20 protein-coding genes are annotated in these 21,155 nt (G+C 74.4%); 3 read left to right on the top strand and 17 right to left on the bottom strand.

The window, feature by feature from the left end:
• Window positions 1–56 precede the first annotated feature (56 nt).
• The 7 genes from pheT to infC form a co-directional block, all read right to left on the bottom strand.
• On the bottom strand, window positions 57–2,657 hold the full coding sequence (pheT, locus tag FSY66_RS09515) for a phenylalanine--tRNA ligase subunit beta (protein WP_144794205.1): 2,601 nt from the start codon (window positions 2,655–2,657) through the stop codon (window positions 57–59).
• A 1-nt stretch (window position 2,658) separates the two neighbouring features.
• On the bottom strand, window positions 2,659–3,789 hold the full coding sequence (gene pheS / locus FSY66_RS09510) for a phenylalanine--tRNA ligase subunit alpha (RefSeq protein ID WP_260853620.1): 1,131 nt from the start codon (window positions 3,787–3,789) through the stop codon (window positions 2,659–2,661).
• Between the two features lie 94 nt (window positions 3,790–3,883).
• Entirely contained in the window at window positions 3,884–4,387 is a 504-nt protein-coding gene (locus FSY66_RS09505; RefSeq protein ID WP_144794201.1) for a (deoxy)nucleoside triphosphate pyrophosphohydrolase, read from the bottom strand.
• The gene (locus FSY66_RS09500) at window positions 4,384–5,349 is read right to left on the bottom strand and encodes a TrmH family RNA methyltransferase (RefSeq protein WP_144794198.1); all 966 of its coding nucleotides are present in this window, start codon (window positions 5,347–5,349) and stop codon (window positions 4,384–4,386) included. The genes FSY66_RS09505 and FSY66_RS09500 overlap by 4 nt, the downstream gene beginning before the upstream one ends.
• A 14-nt stretch (window positions 5,350–5,363) precedes the next feature.
• Window positions 5,364–5,756 carry a 50S ribosomal protein L20 gene (rplT, locus tag FSY66_RS09495; RefSeq protein WP_144794194.1) on the bottom strand — a complete coding sequence of 131 codons (393 nt, stop codon included), beginning with the start codon at window positions 5,754–5,756 and terminating at the stop codon, window positions 5,364–5,366.
• Between the two features lie 114 nt (window positions 5,757–5,870).
• The gene (gene rpmI, locus FSY66_RS09490; RefSeq protein WP_144794189.1) at window positions 5,871–6,065 is read right to left on the bottom strand and encodes a 50S ribosomal protein L35; all 195 of its coding nucleotides are present in this window, start codon (window positions 6,063–6,065) and stop codon (window positions 5,871–5,873) included.
• Between the two features lie 168 nt (window positions 6,066–6,233).
• Window positions 6,234–7,598 carry a translation initiation factor IF-3 gene (gene infC, locus FSY66_RS09485; protein ID WP_472650220.1) on the bottom strand — a complete coding sequence of 455 codons (1,365 nt, stop codon included), beginning with the start codon at window positions 7,596–7,598 and terminating at the stop codon, window positions 6,234–6,236.
• Window positions 7,599–7,825: 227 nt separating this feature from the next.
• Here infC and FSY66_RS09480 point away from each other — a divergent pair, with 227 nt between their 5' ends.
• A complete protein-coding gene (locus FSY66_RS09480) occupies window positions 7,826–8,305 on the top strand; it encodes a DUF1844 domain-containing protein (RefSeq protein WP_144794186.1) in 480 nt (159 codons plus the stop codon).
• Window positions 8,306–8,344: 39 nt separating this feature from the next.
• Here the strand turns inward: FSY66_RS09480 and FSY66_RS09475 are convergent, their stop codons facing one another.
• The 7 genes from FSY66_RS09475 to FSY66_RS12910 all read right to left on the bottom strand — a co-directional run bounded on the left by FSY66_RS09475 (window position 8,345) and on the right by FSY66_RS12910 (window position 13,608).
• Complete coding sequence (locus FSY66_RS09475) at window positions 8,345–9,286, bottom strand: SseB family protein (RefSeq protein WP_144794183.1); 942 nt, start codon at window positions 9,284–9,286, stop codon at window positions 8,345–8,347.
• Between the two features lie 3 nt (window positions 9,287–9,289).
• Window positions 9,290–10,057, bottom strand: a complete 768-nt coding sequence (gene priA / locus FSY66_RS09470; RefSeq protein ID WP_144794180.1) for a bifunctional 1-(5-phosphoribosyl)-5-((5-phosphoribosylamino)methylideneamino)imidazole-4-carboxamide isomerase/phosphoribosylanthranilate isomerase PriA — start codon at window positions 10,055–10,057, stop codon at window positions 9,290–9,292.
• Window positions 10,058–10,151: 94 nt separating this feature from the next.
• Complete coding sequence (locus FSY66_RS12615; RefSeq protein ID WP_186304532.1) at window positions 10,152–10,319, bottom strand: hypothetical protein; 168 nt, start codon at window positions 10,317–10,319, stop codon at window positions 10,152–10,154.
• Entirely contained in the window at window positions 10,316–11,134 is an 819-nt protein-coding gene (gene hisH, locus FSY66_RS09465; protein ID WP_260853625.1) for an imidazole glycerol phosphate synthase subunit HisH, read from the bottom strand. The genes FSY66_RS12615 and hisH overlap by 4 nt, the downstream gene beginning before the upstream one ends.
• Window positions 11,135–11,175: 41 nt before the next feature.
• Entirely contained in the window at window positions 11,176–11,814 is a 639-nt protein-coding gene (gene hisB, locus FSY66_RS09460; protein ID WP_144794173.1) for an imidazoleglycerol-phosphate dehydratase HisB, read from the bottom strand.
• A gap of 65 nt (window positions 11,815–11,879) precedes the next feature.
• Entirely contained in the window at window positions 11,880–13,049 is a 1,170-nt protein-coding gene (locus FSY66_RS09455) for a histidinol-phosphate transaminase (RefSeq protein ID WP_144794169.1), read from the bottom strand.
• A 55-nt stretch (window positions 13,050–13,104) separates the two neighbouring features.
• Window positions 13,105–13,608, bottom strand: coding sequence for a LysM peptidoglycan-binding domain-containing protein (locus tag FSY66_RS12910; RefSeq protein WP_260853619.1), 504 nt, complete (start codon window positions 13,606–13,608; stop codon window positions 13,105–13,107).
• Window positions 13,609–14,038: 430 nt separating this feature from the next.
• Here FSY66_RS12910 and lexA point away from each other — a divergent pair, with 430 nt between their 5' ends.
• Window positions 14,039–14,845 carry a transcriptional repressor LexA gene (lexA, locus tag FSY66_RS09445; protein ID WP_144794166.1) on the top strand — a complete coding sequence of 269 codons (807 nt, stop codon included), beginning with the start codon at window positions 14,039–14,041 and terminating at the stop codon, window positions 14,843–14,845.
• 247 nt (window positions 14,846–15,092) lie between these two features.
• Here the strand turns inward: lexA and FSY66_RS09440 are convergent, their stop codons facing one another.
• Window positions 15,093–17,183, bottom strand: a complete 2,091-nt coding sequence (locus FSY66_RS09440) for an ATP-dependent DNA helicase (protein ID WP_396350896.1) — start codon at window positions 17,181–17,183, stop codon at window positions 15,093–15,095.
• Window positions 17,184–17,185: 2 nt separating this feature from the next.
• A complete protein-coding gene (hflX, locus tag FSY66_RS09435) occupies window positions 17,186–18,964 on the bottom strand; it encodes a GTPase HflX (protein ID WP_186304531.1) in 1,779 nt (592 codons plus the stop codon).
• Window positions 18,965–19,200: 236 nt separating this feature from the next.
• Between hflX and FSY66_RS09430 the strand changes: the two genes are divergently transcribed.
• Window positions 19,201–19,833, top strand: coding sequence for a class I SAM-dependent methyltransferase (locus tag FSY66_RS09430; RefSeq protein WP_396350895.1), 633 nt, complete (start codon window positions 19,201–19,203; stop codon window positions 19,831–19,833).
• A 127-nt stretch (window positions 19,834–19,960) separates the two neighbouring features.
• On the opposite strand, the gene dapF is transcribed toward FSY66_RS09430, so the two are convergent.
• Window positions 19,961–20,848, bottom strand: coding sequence for a diaminopimelate epimerase (gene dapF / locus FSY66_RS09425; protein WP_144794295.1), 888 nt, complete (start codon window positions 20,846–20,848; stop codon window positions 19,961–19,963).
• Window positions 20,849–21,155: the final 307 nt, after the last annotated feature.

The following is a 21,155-nucleotide window of genomic DNA, read 5'->3' as shown; positions in this document are numbered from 1 at the left end:
CGGCGGGGGCCGGCGACAGGGTGGTGGGGTTTCGGGTGCGGTCCGGGGCGGGCCGCTCAGGCGCGCAGGACCGCCCCGTGCCGCGCTGCGGCCAGCTCGACGGCGGCGGTGCGCGCCTCGGAGGCCTCGTCCGCGGTCAGGGTCCGGTCGGGGGCCCGGAACCGCAGCGCGAGCGCGACCGACTTCTTCCCGGCCTCGATGTGCTCGCCCTGATAGACATCGAAGACCCGGACGTCCTCCGCGAGCTCGCCGGCGCCCTCGCGGATCGTGGCGAGCAGCTCGGCCGCCGGCAGCGAGGCGTCGACCACGAGCGCGACGTCCTGCGTGGCCGGGGTCTGGACGCTGAAGGCCTGCGCCTCGACGGCACCGGCGCGGGACGCGAGGATTGCCGTGAGATCCAGCTCCATGGCGCTCGTGCGCTCGGGCAGGCTCTGCCGCGCGACGAGCTGAGGATGCAGCTCGCCCGCGGTGCCGACGAGCTGCCCGGAGGGCACGCGCAGCACGGCGGTGCGACCGGGGTGGAAGGCCTGGTGCCGGCCCTGCTCGACCGACAGCTCGACCCCCAGGACGTCGCCCACGAGACGGGCCGCATCCAGCGCGTCCTGCCAGCCGAGGGGCCGCGGCGCGAGCCCGGGGGCCGCCGGGGCGTCGTCGCCGGCGAAGACCGCCGCCACGTGCCGCGGCTGATCGGGGATGCCGCCCCTCAGGTCGGCCAGGACCTGCTCCGAGGGGCGCTCCCCCACGGGCGGGATGGCGCCCGTGCCGAGCTGGGCGCCGGGCAGGAAGACCAGCCCGGACTCGAACAGCTGCACGTCGCGGAAGCCGCGGGAGCGGTTGCGGTGCAGGACCTCCAGCAGGCCGGGGATCAGCGAGGCCCGCAGGACGCCGCGCGCCTCCGAGATCGGGTTGGCCAGGCGCACCGAGGGGACCTCGGTGCCGGCCTCGTCCGCGCCCCACAGGTCGTTGTCGGGCTGGGCGGTGAACGGGTAGGCCATGACCTCGGTCAGCCCGGCGGCCGCCAGGGCGTCCAGGACGCGCCGCCGGCCGATCTGCTCCGGGGTCAGTCCCCGCCCGGGAGGCGCCACGGGCAGCCGCGACGGGATCCTGTCGTAGCCGTCCAGCCGGGCGATCTCCTCGACGAGGTCCTCGGGGGCCACGAGGTCGGGGCGCCAGCTCGGGGGCGTCACCAGCCAGCCGTCCTCGAGCTCGGCGCTGGGCTCCTGCGACACCTCCGCCGCCGGGCTCAGCGTCTCGAGCGCGCAGCCGATCTCGGTGAGCAGGGCCTCGATCCGCTCCCGCGGGTAGTCCACCCCGACGCGTCGGGCCGGGTGATCCGCACGCAGGCGGATCGGCTCGTGCGCGGACCGGTCCTCGACGCGGACGTCGCCGGCCTCCTCGCCGGCGGTGCCGCCGGCGAGCTCGACGAGCAGCTCGACGGCGCGCTGGGCGGCCGCGGCCTGGATCTGCGGGTCCACGCCGCGCTCGAAGCGCCGCGAGGCCTCGGAGGGCAGGCGGTGGCGGCGGGCGGTGCGCGCGATGGACACGGGATCGAACCAGGCGGCCTCGACGAGCACGTCGACGGTCCCGTCGCCGACCTCGGCGAACTCGCCGCCCATGGTCCCGGCCAGTCCGATCGGGCCGGTCGCATCCGTGATCAGCAGGTCCTCGACGTCGAGGGAGCGCTTGCGGCCGTCGAGCGTGGTCAGCTGCTCGCCCTCGCGTGCGCGGCGGACGGTGATCTGCTCGGCCACGCGGGTCAGGTCGTAGAAGTGCAGCGGCTGGCCGAGCTCGAGCATCACGTAGTTGGAGATGTCCACGGGCAGGCTGATCGAGCGGACGCCGGCCAGGCGCAGCCGGGTGGACATCCACACCGGCGTGGGGCGGCTCGGGTCGATGCCGCGCACGATCCGGGTCACGAAGCGCGTGCAGCCGTCGCCGCCGCGGATCGGCGCCTCGTCGGCGAGCACGACCGGGAACGCGGAATCGGAGGGCTGCGGCGCGCGCTCGGCGATCGGCGGCACGGGATCGTGGAACGGCGCGGCCACGGCGTGGCAGTACTCGCGGGCGACGCCGCGCAGGGACAGGGCATAGCCGCGATCCGGCGTCACGTTGATGTCGGCCGCCGACTCGTCGAGGTGCAGCAGCTCGCGGACGTCGGTCCCGACCTCCGGATCGAGCCCCAGGCGGCCGAGCACGAGGATGCCGTCGTGGTCGTCGCCGATGCCGAGCTCGCGCACCGAGGCGATCATGCCGGCCGAGACGTGGCCGTAGGTCTTCCGGGGGCTGATGCGGAAGTCGCCGGGCAGCACGGCCCCGGGCAGGGTCACCACGACCTTGTCGCCGACCTCGAAGTTGTGGGCGCCGCAGACGATGCCCTGCACGCCCGAGGGATCGATCCCCTCGCCGCTCAGGGTCTGCTCCTGGCCCTCCGGGACCACGCGCACGGAGCACCAGTTCACGGTCTTGCCGTTCGAGTGCTCCTCGGGCTCGCGGGACAGGACCTGCCCCACCACGATCGGCCCGGAGAGCTCGTCGCCGGGGCGGATGACCTCCTCCTCCTCGAAGCCGACGGAGACCATGGTCTCCAGCAGCTGCTCGGCCGCGGCTCCCTCGGGCAGCGGCGCGAACTCGCGCAGCCAGGACAGCGGAACACGCATCTCAGACCTCCATTCCGAAGTGCTGGCTGAAGCGGATGTCGCCCTCGACCATGTCGTGCATGTCGGGGACCCCGTTGCGGAACATGAGCGTGCGCTCGATGCCCATGCCGAAGGCGAAGCCCGAGTGGACCTCGGGGTCGATGCCGGCGGCGCGCAGGACATTGGGGTGGACCATGCCGCAGCCGCCCCATTCGATCCATCGCGGGCCGCCCTGGGCCTGCGGATGCCACACGTCCATCTCGGCGGACGGCTCCGTGAACGGGAAGTAGTTGGGACGCAGGCGGATCCTCGCGTCGGGGCCGAAGATCTGGCGCGCGAAGTGCTCGAGCGTGCCCTTCAGATCCGCCATCGTCAGGCCCTCGTCGACGGCCAGGCCCTCGACCTGGTGGAAGACGGGGGTGTGGGTCGCATCGAGCTCGTCGGTGCGGTACACGCGCCCGGGGGCCACGACGTAGACCGGCAGCTCGCGCGAGAGCAGGGCGCGCATCTGCACGGGCGAGGTGTGCGTGCGCAGCACCAGGTGGGCCTCGGGCGGATCGACGAAGAACGTGTCCTGCAGCTCGCGGGCGGGGTGGTCCGGCTTGAAGTTCAGGGAGTCGAAGTTGAACCACTCGGACTCGACCTCGGGGCCGTCGGCGACCTCCCAGCCCATGCCCACGAAGATGTCCTGGGCGGTCTCCATCATGGTGCTCAGCGGGTGGCGCCCGCCCAGGCGCCGGCGGCTGCCGGCCGCGGTGACGTCCACCGCCTCCTCGACGAGGATGCGCTCGGCGCGCTCGGCCTCGAGGACCTCGGTGCGCGCGGCGACGGCCTTGTTCACCCGTCCGCGGGCCTGGCCCATGAGCTTGCCGGCGGCGGCCTTCTGCGACTTGTCGAGCGAGCCGATCCTCCGGTTCGCCAGGGCCAGGGCCGACCTGTCTCCGGCGAAGGCCAGGCGCACGGCCTTGAGCTGCTCGAGGTCGGAGGCGGCCTCGACCGCGCTCAGCGCCTCGGCGACCGCCCGCTCGACCCCCTGCTCGTCCGTGGGGTCGATGTCCGTCACGGTGGGGGCGGTCCCGCTGCCCACCGGATCGGCCTCGGCTGCGGCTGACGGCGCCCGCTCGGGCCCGCCCTCCGGTGTGCTCTCAGACATGTGCGACAGATGCCTTCGCTCTCGGGGTCGGTTCGGCGCCCGGCTCGAGCAGCACGGGCGGTGCAAGTCTAGTCCCCGGCCGGGGGCCTCCCGCTCAGGCGGCTCGGCCGCGCACGCCCTCCCGCACGGCCGCCAGGATCGGCAGGTCCGCGGGGATCCACGCCAGCTCCTGCCCCTCCTCCTCGGGCTGCTCCGCAGGGATCCAGCGCAGCTCGAGGTGATCGGAGCCCTCGGGACGAGGGCCGCCCGGCAGCGGGACGCGCTCCTGCCCGGGCTCGACGACGACCGCGGTCCAGACCCGCATGGCCGCCGCCCCGCCGAGCGGCCAGCCCTGCGGATGCGGCCCCTCGATCTCCCGGAGCAGCCGGATCGCGACGCCGAGCTCCTCCCGGCACTCGCGCACGAGCGCCTGCTGCGGCGACTCCCCGTGCTCGACCTTGCCTCCGGGGAACTCCCACAGCCCGCGCAGGGCCTCCGGGTAGGCCCTGCGGGCGGCCAGGATCCGCCGGGGGCTCTCGGCGTCGTCGAGCAGGGCCGCCCCGACCACCTGCGTGCGGAACCGGTGCTCGGCGGGGAAGGACGACGGTGCAGGGCTCATGACCGCGGGGCCTCCGCGGGCCGTGCGGCCGTCGATGCCGCGGCTGCCCCTGCGGCAGCTGAGGTGCTGCGGCGCTGCGCCCGCGCGGAGGCGTAGAGGCACAGGGTCGCGGCGGTGCCGACGTTGAGGGACTCAGCCGCCCCGTGCAGGGGGACGGCGACCCCGTGGGCGGCCCTGGCCTTCTCGGCCTCCGAGAGACCCTGGGCCTCGTTGCCGAACAGCCATGCGGTGGGCCGGGCGAGGTCGACGGCCGCCGGGAGCCCGGCGGCCGAGGCGTCCTGGAGGACGTCGAGATCCAGGGCTCCGTAGCCGTCGGCGGCCAGCACCTGCATCCGTCCGGGCTCCAGGTCCGCGAGATCGGCCCCGGCCAGCACGGGCAGGTGGAAGAGCGAGCCGGCCGTGGAGCGCACCGTCTTGGGGTTGTGCAGGTCCACGGACCCGGCGGTCAGCACGACGGCGTCGGCGCCCGCGGCGTCGGCCGCGCGCAGGACGGTCCCGGCGTTGCCGGGGTCCTGCACCCGGCACAGGACGGCCACCAGCCGGGGGCCGCTCCGGAGGATCTGCTCCCAGCTCGGCTGCGGGATGCGGCACACGGCCACGATCCCCTGCGGGTGCTCGGCATCGGTCATCGCGTGCAGGACCTCGTCGGAGACCAAGCGCACGAAGGCCCTCGGGGAGGCCGCGGGCTCGAGCAGGCGCTCGGTCAGCTCGGCGATGTCGGGATGCCGCTCGAGTGCGGCGGCGGTGAGGTAGAGGGCCTCGACCACGCCGGTCTCCGGCCGGGGTGAGGCGAACTCGCCCAGATGGGCCCGCAGCGCCTCGCGCGCACACTGCGGGCCCTCGGCCAGGAAGCGCCCGGTCCGGGAGCGCGCGGAGCGCCTCGCCAGTCCCGCGACCGACCGGACCCGGTCGGAGCCGGGGTTGGTCAGCACGGAGTCGGCGAGGCGCTGCGGGATGCTCACGCTCGGAAGCGGGCTCAGGCCGCGTCGGCGCTGCGCGGAGCCGAGGTGTCCGCGGGGAGGTTCTTCTTGGCGACCTCGACGAGCGCGTTGAACGCGGGGGCGTCGTTGACGGCCAGCTCGGCCAGCATGCGGCGGTCGACCTCGACATCGGCGGCCTTGAGGCCCTGGATGAAGCGGTTGTAGGTCAGGCCCTGGGCGCGGGACGCCGCGTTGATGCGCTGGATCCACAGGCGGCGGAAGTCGCCCTTGCGGGAGCGGCGGTGATCGTAGTTGTAGGTGTACGAGTGGAGGACCTGCTCCTTGGCCTTGCGGTACAGGCGCGAACGCTGTCCGCGGTAGCCGGAGGCCATCTCCAGGGTCGTACGACGCTTCTTGTGGGCGTTGAGCGCCCTCTTCACACGTGCCATGTGCGTGCTCCTTCGGTGCGGGAGCGGCTCGCGTCCGGTGGTCGCCGGGGCCGCTCGATGTTCAGGGGTGCTGCGGCAGGGCCGTCAGCGGATGTTCTGGCGGGATGCCCCGGCTCAGCGGCCGAGCATCTTCTTCACGGCCTTGGCATCGCCCGGGGCCAGGATCTTGTCGCCGGCGAGGCGGCGGGTCAGGCGCGAGGACTTGTGCTCGAGGTAGTGGCGGCGGTTGGCCTGCTGGCGCTTGACCTTGCCCGAACCCGTCATCTTGAAGCGCTTCTTGGCACCCGAGTGGGTCTTCATCTTCGGCATGGTGGGCCGTCTCCTTGCTGTCGGTCTCACCGCTGTCGCGGTGCGCCGCCCTGGGGGGCGGCCTGGTCTGGTCCGTCGTCGTGATGCGACGACGGCTCCGTGGTCGCCGATCCGCGTCCCGCCCCGGGGACAGGACGCGGATCGAAGCTCTGTGTCAGAGCCGGGCGCTCACTGGCCCGGCTTGGGCCCCGGCTTGGGGGCGGCACCGGGCTTGGGCGCCGGCTTGGGCGCGGACCCCGGCTTGGGCGCCGATCCGGGCTTGGGCGCGGGGCCGCCCGCGGGGCGCGGTCCGCCGCTCGGGCGCGGCGAGCCGCCCTGGCCGGAGCGCTGCGGGGCCGAGGCCGGCCGCGGGGTCCCGGAGGTCGAGCGCGGGGGCCGGCTCGAGTCCGAGCGCTGGCCCGAGGAGGCCGGTCGGCCCGAGCCGCCGGGACGCGAGGAGCTCGAGTCGGGGCGGCCCGAGGACGGACGCCCCGACCCGCCGGACGGGCGTCCGCCGCGGTCCGAGCCGCGATCATTCGACCGGGGGCCGCCGCCCTGCCGGCCGCGGCCGCCGCCGCGGGGCTCGCGCTTGTCCTCCTTGGGCAGCACGACGGGCGGCTGGTCCTCCGAGACCTTCATGGGCGGAGCGCCCTCGGGCACCTCGAACTTCGCGGCCGCGAGCTGGCGCAGCTCCTCGGGCATCGACTCCCCGATCGAGCTCCCGCCGACGGGCAGCGGGTTCTCGGCGTCGCCGGTGGCCGGGACCCCGGCATCGCGGGCGTCGCGCTCGCGATCGCGCCGGGAGGACTTCGTCTTCATCGGAAGACGGCTCTCCTCGGCAGGCTCGGACTCCTTGGCGCGGCGGGCGGCCGACTTGGCCTCCGACTTGGTCTTCAGCGGACCGAGGACCATGACCATGTTGCGGCCGTCCTGGCGGGGGCTGGACTCGACCTGGCCGTACTCCTCCAGGTCCTCGGCGAGCTTGCCGAGCAGGCGCACGCCCATCTCCGGACGCGACTGCTCGCGGCCGCGGAACTGGATCATGGCCTTGACCTTGTCGCCCTCGCCCAGGAAGCGCTTGGCGTGGCCGACCTTGGTCTCGTAGTCGTGGTCGTCGATCTTCAGTCGGAACCGGACCTCCTTGAGGCTCGTGTTCGACTGGTTCTTGCGCGACTCGCGCGCCTTGACCGCCGCCTCGTACTTGTACTTGCCGAAGTCCATGAGCTTGGCCACGGGCGGCTTGGCGGTGGGGGCGACCTCAACCAGATCCAAATCGGATTCGCGCGCCAGTCGCATGGCGTCCTCGACGCGGACGATGCCGACCTGCTCGCCCGCGGGTCCGACGAGTCGGACTTCCGGGACGCGAATCTTCTCATTGATGCGTGGATCGCTGATGCTCTGCTCCTGAATCAGTCGTGCCGGTGGGCTCCGGCGTTCTCCGGCGCCGGTCCGTGCGGGCTGCGCCCGTCGGCCCGCGCCCTGGCGCGGATGGCAACGAAAAAGCCTCCGCTGCCCAGGGCGAGCGGAGGCTGCTGCGTCGTGACCGGCTGGCACCGGTCCGTCCCGTCGCGGGACGGCCGCGAGCACTTCTGCTCGGCGGCGCGGACGCACTGCGTCGTCTTGACCCGGGGACCCGATCGGCCTCTCGGCCGCCGTCCGCGCGGGTGGGAGTCACCTCCGCTTGCACACTGCCGAAGATCCTACACCATTCCGGGCCCGCCGGACAGGGGTCCGTGCGGGCCGATGAGCTCCTGCTGCGGGCCACCGCCTAGGCTGGGGCCATGACTCCAGAGAGCACCTTCCGCTTCGACGGCTCGGCCGGGGGCGACCGCACCGGCCGCGAACACGACGGCGATCCGCAGCAGGCCGGGGAGCCGGCGCACGGCGAGCAGCCGAGCGGCACGCTGTCCCAGGAGGCGCTGGACGCCGTCTCCCAGCAGGTCCGCGACATCGCCGAGGTCCCCGCGATCGAGGTCATCACGACGTCGGCGGTCCACCTGATGTCGGCCGCCGCCGTGAAGTGCGGGCTGGCCGAGGGCCCCGATGCCGAGGCGCTCAAGGACCTCGACGAGGCCCGCAAGCTCATCACCGCCCTGGCGGGCTTCGTCACGGCCGCGGCCCCGGAGATCGGCTCGCAGCACGCCGGCCCCCTGCGCGACGGGCTGCGCACCCTGCAGCTCGCCTTCCGCGAGGCCTCGCCCTACCCGGACAAGCCCGGGCAGGGCCCCGGCGAGAAGTTCACCGGCCCGGTCTACGCCTGAGCCGCGCCCGGCCTCCCGCCCGCGGGGCTCCGCGGGTCCTCAGACGGCCAGGGTCTCCAGGGAGACCTCGAGGCTGTCGACCTGCTCGGCCACGACCGCGTGCTGCGACAGCTCTGTCTGGAAGGCGCCGACCAGCGATTCGAGCTGGGACCGGTCCAGCCCGGGCAGCAGCTCGAGCACCGCGGTCAGCTCCGGGCCCTCCCCGCCGCCGGGCACCGAGCTGCCCCTGTCCAGGGGCGCATCCGCGCCGCGCCCGCGACGCACGTGCGCCCCGGCGACGCCGGGCAGACCCAGGGCGGCATCGAGCACCGCGCGCGAGACCTCGTCGGAGCGATAGCTCGGGGTCCAGACCCGCCCCTGGGCGATCGCCCACAGCGCGGGCCGCCGCACGACGAAGGGCGCCTGCGACCCCGGATCGAGCACGAGCAGCTGGGCGCCGTCCTTGACGGCGGCCAGGGCCACTCGGCGGGCGTCGGCAGCGACGGGGCGGGCCCCGTCGTGCCACCGCCCCACGGCCGAGTCCGAGGAGAACACCGGCTGCGCCTTCCGCCCGGAGCGCGACTGCAGCGTCACGAGGGCCATGTCGGCCTCCTTGTCCGCCACGAGGCCGTCATCGGTGATCGTGCTGGCGGAGACCTCGGCCATGACCGGGACGAAGACCCGGGCCCCGGCCAGGGCGGCCACGACGTCGGCCTCGTCGGCGGCGCCCGCGAGCCGGTCGCTCAGGGCGCGCTCCAGGGCGGGATCGGGCCGGCCCTCGTCGCCGGAGAAGCGGTGCCGGTGGCCGTGGGCCAGGTCCCGGCCCTGCCACGGCTGGCCTCCGGTGTCCGCCGAGCCGCCGGCCGAGCGCAGCTGCGCGGCGATGTGGGCCGGCAGCTCGCGCTGCGCCCCGGCCTCGGCCGCGCCCCGGGAGCCCGAGGCACGTCCGGTGCCGTGCGGTTCCTGCGGCTCGTCGTGATCGCGGGAGTGCGCGGGGCCCATCGCTCAGGCCCCCGGACGTCCCGCGACGTCCAGGGCCTGCTCGAGGGTGAAGCGTCCCGCGTAGAGGGCCTTGCCCATGATGGCGCCCTCCACCCCCGCTCCCACGAGACGGCGCAGGGCGGCGATGTCGTCGAGCGAGGCGATCCCGCCGGAGGCCACGACGGGCTTGCCCGTGCGCTCGGCGACCTGCCGCAGCAGCTCGGTGTTCGGACCCTGGAGCGTGCCGTCCTTGGTCACATCGGTCACGACGTAGCGCGCGCAGCCGTCGTCCTCGAGGCGCTCGAGCACCTCCCAGAGGTCGCCGCCCTCCTGCGTCCACCCGCGGGCGGCCAGCGTCGTGCCGCGCACGTCCAGCCCGACGGCGATGAGGTCGCCGTGCTCGGCGATGACGCGGCGGGTCCACTCGGCATCCTCGAGCGCGGCGGTGCCGAGGTTGATGCGGGCGGGCTCGAGCGACAGGGCGCGCTCCAGGGAGGCGTCGTCGCGGATCCCGCCCGACATCTCGATCCGCAGCGACAGCGAGCGGGCCACGCGGGTGAGCACGTCGATGTTGTCCCCGGTGCCGAAGGCGGCGTCGAGGTCCACCAGGTGCAGCCACTGCGCCCCGGCATCCTGCCATGCCTGCGCGGCCTCGAGGGGGTCGCCGTAGCCGGTCTCGGAGCCGGACTCGCCCTGGACCAGGCGCACGGCCTGCCCCCCGCGGACGTCGACGGCCGGCAGCAGCTCGAGCCGCGGGGCGGCCGGCTCGTCCGGGTTCTGGTTCTCGGTCATTGCTCTCCTTGGGGATCCGCTGCTCGGCCGAGGGGCTCGGCGCGCGCAGACTGCGGCGGTGCGGTGGGACGCGGTCGTGGTCGGACCTCGGGCGTCAGGCCCGGGCGCCCGTGATCCAGGCGAACGCGCCGTAGACGATCAGCGCCAGGGCGGCGACGGCGAGGATGACGACGGTGTAGCGGGGGAAGCCCTGCTGGTGGAACGAGTAGGCGCCGCCGGCCAGGAAGGCCCCCAGCGCCATGACGATGACGGCCCAGCTCATGACGCGGACCTCCCGTCGCCTCGTGCCGCCCCGTCCTCCGGCGCGATCTCACCGGGGGCGGCCCCGGCCGGCTGCGCGGCCGAGCGCTGCGCGTCGCGCTCGGCCAGGGCCGCATCCAGGCGGCCGGTGCGAGGCAGCGTGGCCAGCCAGTTGCGCAGCAGCTGCAGGCCCGCGCGGCCCGACTTCTCCGGGTGGAACTGCGTGGCCGACAGCGCGCCGTTCTCCACCGCGGCGATGAAGCGGCCGCCGTGCTGCGACCAGGTCACCTGCGGCGGGAGCATGTGCTCGCTGTTCTGCTGGAACTCCCAGCGCTGCACGGCGTACGAGTGCACGAAGTAGAAGCGCTCGTGCTCCAGGCCCTCGAACAGGACCGTGGTCCCGGGCGGCTCGACGGTGTTCCAGCCCATGTGCGGGACCACGGGGGCGTCCAGCCGCTCGACGACGCCGGGCCACTGGGCCAGCCCCTCGGTCTCGACGCCGTGCTCGACCCCGCGGTCGAACAGGACCTGCAGGCCGACGCAGATGCCGAGCACGGGCCGGCCGCCCATCAGGCGCCGCTCGATCAGCCGGACGGCGCCGATCGCGCGCAGCCCGTCGGCCACGGCCTCGAAGGCCCCGACCCCGGGGACGACGAGGCCGTCGGCGCCCAGGACCAGATCCGGATCCCTGGTCAGCAGGACCCGCGCGCCGGCCTCCTCGAGCGCGCGCACCGCAGAGCGGACGTTGCCCGCCCCGTGATCCAGCACGACGACGGAGGCGGCCTCGGAGGCGGGCTGCTCGGGCAGCGGCTCCCCCACCGTGTGGGCCGCGGGGATCGTGCGGCCCTTCTCGTCGACGGCGTCCTCCGGGCGGCGGATCACAGCGCGCCCTTGGTCGACGGGACGCCGGTGACGCGGGGGTCGGGCTCGATCGCGGCCCGCAGGGCACGGGCCAGGGCCTTGAACTGGGCCTCGACGATGTGGTGGGGATCCCGCCCGCGCACGAGCTCCATGTGCAGGCAGATCCCCGCGTGGTGCGTCAGCGACTCGAAGACGTGCTGGGTCATGGAGCCGGTGAAGTGGCCGCCGATCAGGTGGTACTGCTGGCCCTCCGGCTCTCCCGCGTGCACGCAGTAGGGGCGTCCCGAGACGTCGACGACCGCCCGGGCGAGCGCCTCGTCGAGCGGCACCGAGGCCTCCCCGAAGCGCGCGATCCCCCGCTTGTCCCCGAGCGCCTCGCGCAGGCACTCGCCGAGCACGATGGCGGTGTCCTCGACCACGTGGTGGACGTCGATGTGGGTGTCGCCGACGGCCTCGACCGTGAGGTCGATCAGCGAGTGCTTGGACAGCGCCGTGAGCATGTGGTCGTAGAACGGCACGGTCGTGGAGATGGAGCTCGCTCCGGTCCCGTCGAGATCGAGCTCGACGCGGATGCTCGACTCGCTCGTGACCCGCTCCAGGGATGCGGTGCGCGCCGACGGCGCGCCGGCTCCTGCGGTGGTGGGCTGATGGCTCACGATGGGGCCTCCTGCGGCGTGGGTGAGGGCGGATGGACGGTGCGGCCCGGGGCGGGCCTGCGGTCTCAGCGGCCGGGGGCGGGGTCCCGCTCCCGGCCGGACGCGGCCTCCAGGTGAGCTCGGACCCCGTCGAGGAAGGCGGTGGTCTCCTCCTCGGTCCCGGCGGTGACTCGCAGGTGCCCGGGGATGCCGACGTCGCGGATCAGGACGCCCCGATCGAGCAGGTCCTGCCACAGGGCGGGGGCGTCCATGTCCCCGCCGAAGAACACGAAGTTCGAATCCGACTCGGCGGGCTCCAGGCCCATGCGCTTGAGGTCGTCGACGATGCGGTCGCGCTGCATCCGGATGTCGGCGACATCGGCCAGCAGGGTGCCGCGGTGCCGCAGCGCCGCCAGGGCGGTGGCCTGGGTCACGGCGGAGAGGTGGTAGGGCAGGCGCACGAGCCGCACGGCGTCCGAGATCTCGGGGGCGGCGGCGAAGTAGCCGATGCGCGCGCCCGCCAGCGCGAAGGCCTTGGACATGGTGCGGCTGACCACCAGCCGGGGCCGGCCCTCGAGCAGGCGCAGAGCGGTGCGCTCCGGGAAGCGGGAGAACTCGGCGTAGGCCTCGTCGACCACGACGACGGTGTTCGACTCCTCGCCGGCGCGGTAGACGGCGTCCACGACGTCGTCCTCGAGCGCCGTTCCGGTGGGGTTGTTCGGCGAGCACAGCAGCACGACGCTGGGCCGGTGCTCGCGGACCTGCGCAGCCGCCGACTCGGCCGAGAGCCCGAAGTCCTCGGCGCGACGGCCCGGGATGAACTCCGTGCTCGTCCCCGAGGCGAGCAGCGGGTACATCGAGTAGGAGGGCACGAAGGCCAGGACTCGTCGCCCGGGGCCGCCGAAGGCCTGCAGGAGCTGCTGGAGGACCTCGTTGGACCCGTTGGCCGCCCACACGTTCTCCTCGCCCAGCCCGTGCCCGAGATAGCCGGCCAGCTCGCGGCGCAGGACCGCGGACTCGCGGTCCGGGTACCGATTGAGCCCGGCGGCGACCTGCGCGACCTCGGCGACGATGGCGTCCTGGACGTCCTGCGGCACCGGATGCGTGTTCTCGTTGGTGTTCAGGGCGATGGGGACGTCGATCTGCGGGGCCCCGTACGGGGACCTGCCGCGCAGGTCGTCGCGCAGGGGCAGTGCCGCGAGCCTGTCGGCTGGGGAGGGGCCCTGGTTCTGGGAGGTCGCCGTCGGAGAAGTCACCCGGACAGTCTACGAGTCCGCTGCGCCGGGCCCGTACGAGGACGGCGGCTGCGGATCACGCGGCCGGGACCAGGACCTCCTGGCCCGAGTCGACCCGAGCGGAGTCGAGGTCGTTGAGCTCGACGATCTGCAGGACGACATCGCGGGTGTCGCGCTGGGGCTCGGCCTGCTGCGCGACCTCCCAGAGGCTCTGACCGGGCTGGACCGTCACGGACTCGACCCCGGGGCCCTGGGCCGGCTCGGTGCCCGCCACGACATGGGAGGGGGCGATCAGCACGATCAGCAGCGCGGCGGCCGCGAGCACACCCGCCATGGTGGGGACGCCGACCAGCAGCAGCCGTCCCCGGCGGGTGAGACGCAGGTCCGACGAGCCGGCGGCGGCCCGGCTCTGCGCACTCCCACGCGGCGCCCGGTTCGCACGATCCCCGCGCTGCAGCGCCGGGACAGCCGCGGAGACCTCCCGGGCGAAGGCCCGGCCGCCGCTGCGCAGGCCGCGCAGGAGGGGGACGCCGCGGACGGACGGCGAGTGCGACGGGACAGCTGCGCTGATCACGGACATGGGATGCACTCCTTCGAGCCGAGGTGCGGGCGGTGGCGGTCGTCTCCGGGGCCTGTGCCCGGAGGGTTCTCGTGCAGGGCTGCTCTGCCGCGGCGGAGCAGGTGCGACGGCATCTCGTGCGGTGCGCCGTCGCGGCGATCGAATACGTGTTCGAACGTCATGCTTCATTTCTAGCACTTGCGTGCGACTCGTGTCGAGACACGATCGAACAGATGTTTGAAGGGGTCTGCCGCGTCACGTAGCCTCGACGGAGATCTGCGCAGGTCGGACGACGGGCCCCGCGGGGTGCCTGCTTCCGCAGGAGCACCGTCCGGCCCGTCGGGATCGAGTCAACGCACCGGGTCCGACAGCACAAGGCGATCGCCTGCGCTGCCGGTCGGGCCCGTGCCGGACGAGCACGGCGGGCCCATCGAGGGAGACGAGGACGGACATGGCAGCCAGCGGCAGCGGCAGCGGCCGGACGCAGCGCGGCGCGGACGGCGCCGGAGAGCGCGCACCGGCCCCGACGCGCCGCAGGGGCCTGACGCCCCGGCAGCGGAGCATCCTGGAGGTCATCCAGCGCGCGGTGTCGACCCACGGCTATCCCCCGTCCATGCGGGAGATCGGCGACCTCGCCGGCCTCAAGTCGCTGTCGAGCGTGACCCATCAGCTCAACCAGCTCGAGAAGCTCGGCTATCTCCGTCGCGATCCCAAGCGCCCGCGCGCCCTCGAGGTCCTGGTGCCGCTTCACCTGCTCGAGGCCTCCGCGGAGGAGGCCGCGACCGGGCAGAGCGCAGCGGAGGACGGCGCGCGGGGAGAACGGGACGGCGCGGCCGACACCGCGTCCGAGGGCCTGCCGACCGTCCCGCCGATCGGCTCCGCCGACGTCGCGTTCGTCCCGCTCGTGGGGCGGATCGCCGCCGGCGCCCCGATCACCGCGGAGGAGCAGGTCGAGGACCGCCTGGCCCTGCCCCGGCAGCTCACCGGCCACGGCGAGCTCTTCATGCTGCGCGTCTCGGGCGACTCCATGATCGACGCCGCGATCTGCGACGGCGACTGGGTCGTCGTGCGCGCTCAGCCCACCGCCGAGAACGGCGAGATCGTGGCCGCGCTGCTCGATGACGAGGCCACGGTCAAGACCTTCCGCCGGCGCGACGGCCACACCTGGCTGCTGCCGCAGAACTCGCAGTACGAGCCGATCCTGGGCGATCGGGCGACCGTCATGGGCAAGGTGGTCTCAGTCCTGCGCAGCCTCTGAGGCCGCCCTGCGGCCGGACCGCTCCCCGCCGTCGCAGGAGCGGGCCGGGGCGGGCTCACAGCAGCCCGATCCGCTGCCAGCGCCGCCACGGCGAGCCCCGGCCAGATCGGCCGCATGCTCAGATGCGCGGTCCTCGAATGCGGGCTGCGCAGGTGCTGGACGCCCTCGGCTTCCGGAGATATCCACCGTGCCATCGACCCGGACCCGCCGCATATCGCCTGCCTGGCCATGCCGGGTCCGGAGGGGCTCAGCCGTCCCCGCCGTGCAGCCGCCGCAGGGCGCCGAGGACGATCGAGCGGTCCGTCGTCGTCCACAGCGGGGGCAGGCCGGCCCGCAGGAAGCCGCCGTAGCGGGCGGTCGCGATCCGGGAGTCCAGCACGGCCACCACGCCGCGGTCCCCGGTCGAGCGGATGAGGCGGCCCGCCCCCTGGGCCAGGCGCACGGCCGCGTGGGTGGCCGAGATCGCCATGAACCCGTTTCCGCCGGCTTCGGCCACGGCGCGGGTGCGGGCCGTGGACAGCGGATCGTCGGGGCGGGGGAAGGGGATGCGGTCGATCAGCACCAGACGGCATGCGTCCCCCGGCACGTCGACCCCCTGCCACAGGCCCAGGGTCCCGAACAGCGAGGTGTCGGGCTCCTCCGCGAACTGGGAGACCAGAGCGCTGAGCGTGGAGTCGCCCTGGCACAGGATGCTCAGGCCGGTGCGCTCGCGCATGGCCTCGGCGGCCTCCTCCGCGGCGCGCCGCGACGAGAACAGCCCCAGGGCTCCCCCGCCGGAGGCCGTGAGCAGGTCCTCGAGCTCCTGCAGCATCCCGTCGGAAAGCTGCCGGCCGGGCTTGTCGAGGTGCCCGGCCATGTACAGGATGCCCTGGCGGGGGTAGTCGAACGGGCTCCCGACGTCGATCCCGTCCCAGGTGGGGGCGCCGCGGCCCGTGAGCCCGAGATCGCCGGCGACGGCCTGGAAGGACTCCCCCACGGTCAGCGTCGCCGAGGTCAGCACGACGGTGCGTCCCTCGAACAGGCCCTCGCGCAGCCGGCCGCCGACGCCGAGGGGGGCGATGCTGATCGTGGCGGGATCCGTGTCGTCGGCGGGCACATAGCCGCGCCCCGGCTCCCAGCCCCCCTGGCGCGACAGCCACACGACCTCGCGGGCCTCGTCGGCCCCCAGCAGCCGCTCGCTGAGCTCGAGCGTCTCGGTCAGGCGCGAGCGCGTCATCTGGCGTCCGCCGTCGGCGTCGCGGCCGCCGTCCTTGGACTCCGGCTTCGTCTCCGACAGCGCGGTGCGCGCGGCCTCGCGGATGCGCTCGACGGCTGCGGTCATCGGGGCTGTGAGGCCGCGGGCCAGCAGCTCCGCGGGGACGCCCTCGAGGGCCTTCTCCAGATCGTCGGCCCCGCCCTGGAGGTCCTCGTGCTTGGCCGTCGTGTGCTTGCGCACCGAGGCGGCGACCGAGCGCACGGCGGCCGCCGAGATGGTCCCGGTCACGGCGCCGGTCACGCGGTCGCGCAGCTCGTGCGCCTCGTCGACCACCACGACGTCGTGATCGGGCAGCACCTGGAGGTCCTGGAAGGCGTTGATCGCCAGCAGCGCGTGATTGGTGATGACGATGTCGGCCTCGGCCGCGCGGGCCTTCGCAAGCTCCGTGAAGCAGCTCTCGACCAGCGGGCAGCTGCGGCCCAGGCACTCGCGCGCCGAGACGGAGACCTGCCGCCACGCGGCGTCGCTCACGCCCGGGGAGACGTCGTCGCGGTCCCCCGTCTCGGTGACCTCGGCCCACTCGCGCAGGCGCTTGACCTCCTGCCCGAGCCGCCCGGCGCGGGTGTTCGCTCCGGGCGCGGGGTGGGGGCCGTCGTCGGGCGCGGCGAACAGCGCCCCGTCCTCGTCCTCGGGATAGCCGCCCTCGATCTTGTGCAGGCAGGCGTAGTTGCTGCGGCCCTTGAGCAGGGCGACCTCGAGCTGCTCGGGGATCTCGTCCTCGAGCACGCCGAGCAGGCGCGGGACGTCGCGGCCGACCACCTGGGCCTGCAGCGCCAGGGTCGCGGTGGCGACGACGACGGGCTTGGCGGCGCTGCGGGCGTGCTGCACCAGCGGCGTGAGGTAGGCCAGGGACTTGCCCGTCCCGGTGCCGGCCTGGACCAGCAGGTGGCGCCGCAGCTCGAGGGCCTCGGCCACCTTGGCGGACATGAGGCGCTGGCCGTCGCGGCGCTGTCCGCCCAGCGCCTCGACCGCGGTGTCCAGCAGCCGCAGGGCAGCGGCGCCGCCGGGCAGCGACTCCGGGCGCAGGTCGGCGACGGGCCTGCCGGCGGCGTCGCGGAAGGACGAGGCGGACGGGCGCGCCACGCTCAGCGGGCCCCGGTCTCGGGGGCCGCCGCCGACTCCGGCTGCGTGCCGTCGCCGGGCACCCCCTGCCCGAACTGCTGGGCGTCCTGCCAGACGTAGCGCTGCAGGTCGCCGGCGAGGTCCTCGCGGACCTTCACCAGCAGATGCGTGCCGTCGCCCAGGTACTCGGTGCGCAGGATCTCGGCATCCCAGCCGTGCAGGCGCGAGACGATGTCGCCGTCGGTGTACGGGATCAGCAGATCCATGACGTGGTCCGGACGCGGGATGGCCTCGGCGATGCGCTGCTTGAGCTCGTCGATCCCCTCCCCGGTCCGGGCCGAGACGACCGCGACATCGCGATGCGTGTTGCGGATGCGCTCGACGACGAACGGGTCCGCCGCATCGGCCTTGTTCAGGGCGATGATCTCGGGGACGTCGAGGGCCTCGATGTCCGCGAAGACCTCGTGGACCGCACGGATCTGGCCCTCCGGGTCGGGATGGGAGGCGTCGACGACGTGGACGATGACGTCCGAGTCGGCGACCTCCTCCAGCGTCGAGCGGAAGGCCTCGACGAGCTGGGTGGGCAGCGAGCGCACGAATCCGACGGTGTCGGAGAGCGTGTAGCCGATGCCGTCCGGGGTCTCGGCCTTGCGCACGGTCGGGTCCAGGGTGGCGAACAGGGCGTTCTCCACGAGCACCCCGGCGTCCGTGAGGCGGTTGAGCAGCGACGACTTGCCCGCGTTCGTGTACCCGGCGATCGCCACGGACGGCACGGAGTTGCGCCGGCGGTTGAGCCGCTTGGCCTCGCGCGAGGGCTTCATGGCGGCGATCTCGCGGCGCAGCTTGGCCATGCGCGCGCGGATGCGGCGGCGGTCCATCTCGATCTTGGTCTCGCCGGGGCCGCGGGAGCCGATGCCCTCGCCGCCGGCCGCGCGGCCGCCGGCCTGGCGCGAGAGGCTCTCGCCCCAGCCGCGCAGACGCGGGAGCATGTACTCCAGCTGCGCCAGCTCGACCTGGGCCTTGCCCTCCTTGGACTTGGCGTGCTGGGCGAAGATGTCCAGGATCAGGCCCGTCCGGTCGATGACCTTGACCTTGACCACGTCCTCGAGCGCGCGGCGCTGGGACGGGGCCAGCTCCTCGTCGACGATGACGGTGTCCGCGCCCGTGGCGGCCACGATGTCCTTGACCTCGAGCGCCTTGCCGGAGCCCAGGTACGTCGCGGGATCGGGGTGCGAGCGGCGCTGGAGGACTCCGTCGAGCACCTCGGAGCCGGCGGTCTCGGCCAGAGCGGCCAGCTCCCGCAGGGAGTTCTCCGCCTCGGCGGCGGGGCCGGAGGTCCACAGGCCGGCCAGCACGACCTTCTCGAGGCGCAGCTCGCGGTACTCGACCTCGGTGATGTCCTCGAGCTCGGTCGACAGGTTCGCCACGCGGCGCAGCGACTGGCGCTCGGCGAGCTCGAGCTGCTCGCCGTCGGAGTCCGTGTGCAGCGTCTCGGCGGAGAGCTCGCGGGCTCGTCCGCCCAGGACGTCGTGCCGCTGCGCGCGGTCCGGGGCCGCCCCGGTCCCCTCGGCCCGGTCCTCGTGCGCGGCCTCGGGCCCGGCCGACGCGCCCCCGCGGTCGTCCGCGGCGGCTGCGTCGTCGAGGGCGGGGGCCGAGGCCCCCGAGCCGGAGGCGTCGCCGTGCGCCGCGGCCTCGCGCCGCTGCTGCGTGCGCGAGAGCACGCGCGCGACGACGTCCTCGAGCTGCTGGTCGGTGGGCGCCGAGCCGGTGGGCTCGGCGTCGTTCGCGGAGGTGTGGGTCATGGATCCTTTTCGACGGATTCGGCGGGGATGTCCCGCTCCGGGGGCGCTGCGCGGCGCTGTGATCACCGGGCGCCGCGCCGATCGCCGCGGCGCTGCGGAGCGCTCGCCGCGCTGCGCTCGACGGCGCAGATGCCGCGAGCGGGTTCAGGGTACAACTCGCGGAGGACCGCCGTTGTTCCGCGACGGCCCGCCGACCGGTCCGCGGCCGCGCCCAGGCCCGATGCGCACGGCCTAGCATGGTCCCCATGTCCGAGACCCCCGGTTCCCACTACTTCACCACGCCGCAGGGCCAGGAGCGCCGGTCGCGGATCGGGGTGGAGCTGCGCGGCCGGCGCGTCTCGGTCGAGACCGCCGGCGGCGTCTTCTCCCCCAAGGGCCTCGACAAGGGCACCGCGGTCCTGCTCGACGAGGTCCCCGACCCCCGAGGCGCGGAGCTGCTCGACCTCGGCTGCGGCTGGGGGCCGATCGCCCTCGCCATGGCCCAGGTGGCCCCCGATGCCCGGGTGACCGCTGTCGATGTCAACGAGCGCTCCCTCGGACTGACGCGCGACAATGCCGCAGGACTCGGGCTGACGGCCGTCGAGGCGCTGCTGCCCGACGACGTCCCGGAGCAGCGCCGCTTCGACACGATCTGGTCCAATCCCCCGATCCGCATCGGCAAGCAGGCCCTGCACGAGCTGCTCCTGCTGTGGCTGCCGCGCCTGGCCCCCGGCGGCAGCGCGCGGCTCGTGGTGCAGAAGAACCTCGGCGCCGACACCCTCCAGGCCTGGCTGGACGATGCCCTGCCGCGCGCCGCCGAGGGCCCGTGGAGCGTGGGCCGGGCCGCGACGTCGAAGGGGTTCAGGATCCTGGCCGTCGAGCGCGGCTGAGCCCCTGCCGCGAGCGCCGAGGACCGGGCGTCGCGCTCCGACCGGCGCCATCCGCCCGCCGCTTCCGGCACCTCGGATCCGACGGGCCGGGGTCGCAGTCCCGGGCTGTCGGGTCCGAGGCCCCGCCTCAGGCGAAGACGCCCTGGGCCACGATCTCCGCCGGGCCCGCCAGGACCACGTGCTCGGCCCCGTGCGGGCCCGGCACGAAGGTCGCCGAGACGACGCCGCCGGGCACCTGGACCAGGTACTCGTCGGGCGCGGAGGCGCCCGCCCAGAAGCGGGTCGCAGCGGCTGCGGCGCAGGCGCCGGTGCCGCAGGACTGGGTCTCCCCCACACCGCGCTCGTGCACGCGCAGCCGCAGGCGCCCGATGCCGTCGCCCTCCTCGTCGGCCGGGACCACGAACTCCACGTTGGTGCCGTCCGGCGGCATCGGGCGGACGTCCGGGGCGGTCCACAGCTGCAGGTGATCGAGCTTCTCGCCCTCGGCGAGCGCGACGACGGTGTGCGGGTTGCCCATGGTGATCGAGACACCCGGGCGGGGGACCTTGAGGCCGCCGGCCGTGACGACGGCGTCGGAGCCGCGGGCACGGGCCTCGGCGCCGTCGACGAAGCCCCACGGCCCCATGTCCACGGCGAACCCGTCGGCGGTGCGGGCCACGGTCTTGAGCCCGCCGCGCGTGCCGATCCGCAGCATCTCCCCCTCGGCCAGATCGACGAGGCCCTCGCGGATCAGGGTGCGCACGAAGACGCGCACCCCGTTGCCGCACATCTCGGCGATCGAGCCGTCGGCATTGCGGTAGTCCATGAACCACTCGGCCGACGGGTCCTCGTCGAGCAGCTCGCGGCCCTCCGGCAGGGCGGTGCTGTGCAGCACGCGGATCAGCCCGTCGCCGCCGATGCCCTGGTGGCGATCGCACACCCGACGCACGATGTCGTCGTCCAGCAGCAGCCTGCCGTCCGGATCCACGACGAGCACGAAGTCGTTGCCCGTCCCGTGGCCCTTGAGGAAGTCCATGCCGCTCAGCTCGCCGAACACGGACGGCTCCTCCTGCGAGACGTGCTCCGGCGCGCCCTCGCGGGGCGGGCGGTCATCGGCCGCGGCGGCATGCGAGCCCGCACCGGGCTGCACGGCTGGATCCGTCCCCGGGCGCTCGGCGGCGTCGGCTCCGGAGCTCTCGGCATCGGTCTCGGCGGTCACGGCGTCAGCCTCCTGGTCGGTGTCCGGGCGGGGTCGATCCGGGGCGGCTCGGGCCCGGGCCCGCCCCTGGGGTCCCGGGGCGAGGAGCCCACCCCAGCATGGTAGTCGTCCCCCCGCGCCGCGG

It is taken from the genome of Kocuria palustris (genome assembly GCF_007666205.1).
Classification (GTDB): Bacteria; Actinomycetota; Actinomycetes; order Actinomycetales; family Micrococcaceae; genus Kocuria; species Kocuria palustris_A.
The sequence above is the reverse complement of the archived record's forward strand: the minus strand, read 5'-3'. Positions and strand labels throughout refer to the sequence as shown.